At 69.9% G+C, this 6,694-nt stretch carries 3 protein-coding genes; all 3 read left to right on the forward strand.

The features are described from left to right. Nucleotides 1-294: 294 nt before the first annotated feature. The 3 genes from VI238_RS06335 to VI238_RS06345 all read left to right on the forward strand — a co-directional run bounded on the left by VI238_RS06335 (nucleotide 295) and on the right by VI238_RS06345 (nucleotide 6,674). The gene (locus VI238_RS06335) at nucleotides 295-2,409 is read left to right on the forward strand and encodes a hypothetical protein (protein ID WP_331649607.1); all 2,115 of its coding nucleotides are present in this window, start codon (nucleotides 295-297) and stop codon (nucleotides 2,407-2,409) included. 225 nt (nucleotides 2,410-2,634) lie between these two features. Continuing rightward, nucleotides 2,635-3,894, forward strand: a complete 1,260-nt coding sequence (locus VI238_RS06340; RefSeq protein ID WP_331649609.1) for a hypothetical protein — start codon at nucleotides 2,635-2,637, stop codon at nucleotides 3,892-3,894. 35 nt (nucleotides 3,895-3,929) lie between these two features. Further along, the gene (locus VI238_RS06345) at nucleotides 3,930-6,674 is read left to right on the forward strand and encodes an FG-GAP-like repeat-containing protein (RefSeq protein WP_331649611.1); all 2,745 of its coding nucleotides are present in this window, start codon (nucleotides 3,930-3,932) and stop codon (nucleotides 6,672-6,674) included. Nucleotides 6,675-6,694: the final 20 nt, after the last annotated feature.

Below are 6,694 nucleotides of genomic sequence, written 5' to 3' on the forward strand. Positions count from 1 at the left end.
TCGCCTCGCCGCCTACGCCGACCGCGACTTGGGTGCCGCCGACGCGCTCCTCGCGCTGTACGAGGCCGGCGGCGAGACCGCAGCGGCCGCGCGCCTGCGCGATCGCATCGAGGTGCTGCGCGGCCAGCGCCTCGCGGCCGAACACGCGCCCTGACGCGCGTTTCATGCCGATGTCACGTCGATGTCAACGCGTCCTGACGCGCGTTTGACGTGCGGCAGCGCCGGTCTGCCTAGGGTGGGGCCGTGCGTTCGGGCCGGGCCCGGCCGTCGCGACCCTTTGCCAGGATACCCACCGTGAACACGATCCCGATCCTCCTTCGCCGTGCCGTCGTGGCCGGCCTGCTCAGCCCGTTGTTCGCCGGCGCGGCGCCGTCGACGAGCCTGCATGCGCGCCCCGCCGCCGCCCTCGGCAGCGAGATCACGCTCGAGGTCGGCCTCGCGCTCGACGACGGCGACCCGGCGACCTGCGGCAGCGCGACCGACCTCGCCGTTCATGCGGGCGACGCGGTCAACTTCTGCTATACGCTGACCAACCATTCGACCCGCACGCTCGCCTACCACACGCTCGTCGACAGCGTCGACGGCGCGATCTTCACGCTCATGCACGAAGACGTCGCGCCGGGCGCATCGATGCGCTTCAACCGCATCGTTACCGCGACGCTCGGCGTCGAGGACTACGCCGCGGACTGGACCGCGCAGGACCAGGAGCCCGGCTACGCCGCCGCCCCGGTCGCGTTCGCCTTCACCGACATCGTCGGCAGCGGCACGCCGCTCGATCTCGCCGACGACGGCGCGACCGGCGTGACCCTGCCATTCGCATTCCCGTTCTTCGACGGCACGAGCGACCTGCTCACGATCGGCAACAACGGCACGCTCGTGCTCGGCACGCTGACCGGCTTCAGCTACGCGTTCAACGATCCGCTGCCGTACGCGCCCGACGTGTTCATGGGCGGGCCGATCATCGCGCCGTTCTGGGACGACTTCGCCGACAGCGCCGGCAACGTCTGGTGGCGGGTCGACGGTACCGCGCCGAACCGACGCGCGATCGTGCAATGGATCCGCCCGCACTTCCTGCAGTCGGGCGGTACGCCCGCGGTATTCCAGGCCTGGCTCGGCGAGGACGGCTCGCTCGAGTTCCATTACGCCAACACGGTCTTCGGCGATGCCGCGAACCCGGACTGGGACAACGGCGGCAGCGCGACGGTCGGCCTGCAGAATGCGGATGCGTCGATCGGCAACCAGTACTCCTACGACACGCCGTCGCTTTCGCCCGCGAGCGCTCTCGCGTGGACGCGCACGTCGCCGACCGCGTACGCGACCGGCGCGGCCGTGCACCTCGATGTCGCGCCCGCGCTCGTGCCGGCGTCGATCGCGGTCACGCCCGATCCGCTCGCCGCGTCGGCCGAGCCCGGTGGCGCCGCGGTCGCGCTGCCGCTCGTGATCGCCAACGGCGGCGACCAGGTGCTCGAATGGTCCGCGCTCGAAGCACCCGCGGCGCGGCCGTCGAGCACGCCCGCGCCGCAGGCGGCATCGCCGCTCGCCGTGCGCAAGCTCGCCGCGAACGCGGCAACGCGGGACCGCTGGCACGCGCGCCAGCCCGAGGTCGTCTCGCTGCGCGGCGCGGTGACCGAGGGCTGCGACGAATCCACGCCGGGCATCATCGTCCACGACGACGGCGCGCCCGAAGACGGCTACCGCGACGGCTCCGGCCTGTTCACGATTGCCGGCTATGTCGACCGCTTCACGCCGAGCGCGTACCCCGCGACGTTCACGAGCGCGTGCGTCGCGTTCCTCGCCTCGGCGAACGGCACGAGCCAGGCGTTCCAGCTCGTCGTCTACGACGACACCGGCTGGGACGGCGGCCCCGGCAACCTGCTCGCATCGGTCGACGCGATCGCGACCGACATCCCGACCACCGCGACGGCCGCGTTCGTGCGCGTGGACCTGTCCGCGCTCGGCATCAGCGTCGCGAGCGGCAACGTGTACATCGGTGTGCAGTTCGATCCGACCAACCCCGGCACCGCGTTCGTCGCCTCGGACGTCAGCGGCGCGCCGGGCGCGGCGTCGGGCTATCTCATGCGCGGCAATCCGGGTGCGCTCGGCAGCTGGGATCCGATCATCGACCAGTTCAACGACTATCACGCGTTGCTCGTGCGCGCGGTCGAGCAGCCGGACGCGTGCGCGGCGCCGTCCGACGTGCCCTGGCTGAGCCTCGACGCGAGCTCGGGCAGCGTCGATGCGCACGCGCAGGCCACGCTCACCGCGACGCTCGATCCGTCACAGCTCGCGGCCGGCCACTACGCCGCGAACCTCTGCATCGCGAGCAACGACCCGGCCCACCCGCGCCTCGTCGTGCCGGTGAGCTTCGACCTCGGCGACCGCCTCTTCGACGACGGCTTCGACGGCTAGCGAAGCAGGATCCATCGCTCCTGCCGCGTGCGCCCGAGCAGGGCGCGCGCGGCATGGCCGGGTGCGGGAACACGGACACGGGCCGCGATCGGCATTGGGGTTTTGGCGCTCGAATCACGTTTGGGTATGGAACGACCCACGTGAGGGAGCTCCATGTTCCATCGATGCAGGCGCCGCGCAGCGGCGCTGGCTGTCGTTGCGACCGGTCTGTGCGCGAACGATCCGGTGGGCGCTCAGCCTGCGCTCGTGCGCGTGACCGGGGCCGGTGCGGTGCAGCCGGATGCACCGTTGCGCGATACGGCGTTGGCCAGCGGCGGCAGCGCCGTCGTGTTCGTCTCCACGGCGACCAATCTGGTGCCGGGCGGCAATGCTGTCGAGAACATCTATCGCTACGACCTGGACAGCCACGCGCTGACGCGCGTCAGTTCGGCGCCCGGAACGAACGAGCCTGCCGACACGATCTGCTACGCGCCGGCTGTTTCCGGCAACGGCACGGTGGTCGCGTTCGAAAGCTACGCCACCAACCTCGTTGCAGGCAGCACCCAGCTCAACGTGTTTCGCCGCGACCTCGACACCGGCGCGATCACGCGCATCAGTGAAGACGCGAGCGGCAGCGAGGCGAACAGCCCGGCGCGCAGTCCGGCCGTGTCGGGCGACGGCCGCTACACGGTGTTCGTGTCGGCCGCGAGCAACCTCGTGTTCGGCGACAGCAACGGCATGGTCGACGTGTTCCTGCACGATGCCGTCACCCACACGCTGTCGATTCTCAGCCTCAACCGCTTCGGCCAGTTCGCCGACGGCAGCGTGGAACCGCTGACGCCGCAGGCGATCTCCTCGGACGGACAGCGCGTGGTGTTCTCCAGTCGCGCCAACGGCATGACGCCGGCCAACGGCAACGGCCTGCCGCAGGCGTACGTGCTCGACCGCGCGACGAACACGTACACGCTGCTCAGCCGCGCGCCCGACGGCGCGCTCGGCGACGGCCTGTCCGACCAGGCGACGATCTCCGCCAACGGGCGCTTCGTCGCCTTCAGGTCGACCTCGGCCAACCTCGTGCCCGGCAGCGTCAATCGCGTCTACCGCTACGACCGGGAGCACGAGTCGCTGATCAATATCCCGTTGCCGCGAGCGGAGGACTTCGATCCGCCGCTCGCGCTGTCGCCGATCCAGTGCCGCTATCCGCGCGTGACCGATGCGGGCGATGTCCTCGCGACCTGTGACTTCACGTCGCCCGCACCCCCGCAGGTATTCCTGTGGAACGGCGCGAGCACGCGCTGGCGATTGGTGAGCCACGCGCTCGCGGGGCCGTCCGTGTTCGGCGACCTGCGCTCCGGATCGGCGAGCGGCATCAGCGCCGACGGCCGACGGCTCGCCTTCGATTCGCAAGCGACCGATCTCGTCGCGGGCGACAGCAACGACAGCAGCGACGTCATGGTCGAGGCCGGGCCACGCCCGGACCTGATCTTCCGCAGCGGTTTCGAATGAGCCGTCATCTTTCCCCAGTCCACGGAGCACTGCGCATGTCCCGAATCCGATGTCTACCACCTCTCGTTCTCTTCGTATCCGGCATCGCAGCGGCCGGGCTCGCGCACGCGGCCAGCTTCAGGGTCACGACGCCGGCGGACAGCGGCGGCGGTTCGCTGCGGCAGGCGATCGCCGATGCCAACGCGAATCCGGGATTCGACGGCATCAGCTTCGCGATCGATCCGGCGGTGAGCGGGCCGGGGCCGTGGACGATCGCACTGCGATCGCCGCTGCCGCCGATCAAGGGTCGGATCGCGATGTCCGGATTCTCGCAGCCGGGCAGCCGCCCGGGTTTCCCCGCACAGCCGTTGATCGAGATCGACATCGCGGGCATGGCGTGCAACGCGAACAACGATTTCGGCTCCGCGCTGACCCTCGTGCGCGGCGCCGAGCGCAGTCTGGTCGCCGGTCTCGCCTTCGTCGGCAACAGTGCCGGTTGCGGCGGCGCGGCGATGCTGGTCCTGGCCGACGGCGTCAAGGTGGTCGCCAATCGCTTCGGCGTGCGCGCGAACGGCGACGTCGTGGGCCTCGGCGGCGTTTCCGCGGCCCTTGGCGTGCTCATGAGCCGCGACAGCGTGATCGGCGATCCCGACCCCGACAACGGCAACATCTTCGCCGGCATCGCGTCGATCGCGCTCGCCATCGACGGCACCAACCATACCGTGCAGCACAACTGGTTCGGCAGCAACGGCATGGGCGAAGCCGTGAGCGGATCGATCATCGGCCATGCCGGCGTGCTGACCGGCAGCATCGCGCTCAACGTGCCGCGTGCGTATCGCTCGGTGTATCCCATACAGATCCAGCGCGACAGCTTCGGCTTGCGCGATTCGGGCATCGTCGACAATCACTTCGTGGCGGTCGACTACGACGGCATCTACCTGCACGGTGGCGCCCCGGGGCCCGATACCAGCGGCAACGGCATCGCGCGCAACGTCTTCGGCACGAACGTATGGGGGCTTCCCGCGTTCGGCACCGGTACCGCGATCCGGCTCGAGGACGGCACCCGCGATACCGTCGTCGCGGACAACGCCATCCGCAACGGCAATGCCGGCATCGTGTTCGCGCCGCGGTCAAGCAACCCGTCGTCGACGCCGGCCGGCACCGGCAACCGCCTCAGTCGCAACGTCTTCCTCGACCTCAACTCGACGGCGATCGCGTTGACCACGCAGAGCCCGCTCGCGAATGATCCGCTCGACGCGGACGAAGGACCGAATCGCCTGCAGAACCGGCCGGAACTCACATCCGCCAACACGGCCGGACTGCTCGAAGGCAGCCTGCACAGCATGCCGGGAAGGACCTACACGATCGAGGTGTTCCTGTCCGCCGCCTGCACCAGCAGTGGCGGAGACGTCGCGGACATGTTCCTGCAGTCCTTCGACGTGACGACCGACGGTCAGGGTGATGCGGGCTTCGCGCAGGTCCTGAACCAGCCACCGTTCGGCAGGCTGCAGGACGGCGACGTGCTCACCGCCACCGCAACCGACACGGACGGCAACACGTCCGAACTGTCCGCGTGCGTGAGCGTGGCCGACCTGCTACCGGTCGCCCTGACGCTGCCCCGATATCCGCTCCGCATGGCGGCAATGGACGGCACGCTCGACATCGCCGTCGACGTCGCCGGCAACGGCCCGGTGCCGCCGACCGGTAGCGTGGTGTTCACCGTCGTCGATCCGAACCGGCGCGGCCGTGAACTCGGTCGCGCGCCGGTCGTCAACGGTCGGGCAAGCCTGCCGCCGCCGCCGCAGGGCGCACTGCCGCAGGGTGGTCGCTATACGATCGAGGCGCGCTACGAGGGCGACGCGCGCTACGCGCCGAATGCGGTGTCGTCGGGCACCCTGTTCGTATTCCGGCCACCGACCGCGTTGCTCCAGTTCGACCAGTCCGCACCCGTGCGCCACGACCTCGTCAGCGACGCGCGTGAATGGCTCGACCTCGGCACCCAGCAGTGGATGCCGCTCGGCATGGGCGTGTTCGACGCCTACATCGATGCCGACCGGTTCGACGGCCTCGCCACGGACCAGGCGCTCGTGCGCAAGGGAGGCGTGTACTACACCGTCGATGCGGGCGGCCGCATGACGCCGCGCAGTTCCGGCGTGCTCGGCAATGGCGAGATCCTCGATCTCATCCAGGTCGACGGCGACGTCGAGGCCGATGCCCTGGTGCGCGATCCGGCCACGCGCAGGTATGCGATCGTGCAGTGCCTGTTCCAGCGCGACCGCTGCGAAGCGATCACGCCGCTCGAGGTGAATCCCGAACTCGAATGGCGCGGCAGTGGCGATTTCGATGGCGACGGGCGCACCGACCTCGTGTTCCAGCAGCCGGGCAGCACGAACGCGACGATCCTGCTCATGGATGACGGCAAGCCGCGCGGCAGCGTCGGCGTGCGCATGCCCGACCTTCCGCGCGGGCAGATCGCGACCGCCGACGTCGATGGCGACGGCTTCGACGATCTGCTCTGGACCGATCCGGCCGGAACCCTGGTCGAGGTCGAGCTGTTCCAGTACGGGCGGCCGTCCGGACATGCCCAGGGCAGCCTGCGCGCGACCGGCTGGTCGTTGCCGGGAGCCGTCTATACGTCCAAAGCGGGCATGCCCGACTTCGGCAGCGCGCAGCTCCTGCTCGACAATTCCGCCGGCGATGCGACGTTCTGGACCGGCTTGAGCATCGGCTCCGGCACCTTGACGGGCAGCTTCCAGCTGATCTTCGGCAACGTCGACTTCGCGCTCGAGCGGACGCGATGAAGCGACCTGGATGATCGCGG

The sequence above is a fragment of the Dokdonella sp. genome (genome assembly GCF_036518555.1).
Lineage (GTDB): Bacteria > Pseudomonadota > Gammaproteobacteria > Xanthomonadales > Rhodanobacteraceae > Dokdonella_A.

Excerpts from the sequence above, each read along its gene's own strand:
- VI238_RS06345 (WP_331649611.1), top strand. The coding sequence starts at position 3,930 with ATGTCCCGAATCCGATGTCTACCACCTCTCGTTCTCTTCGTATCCGGC.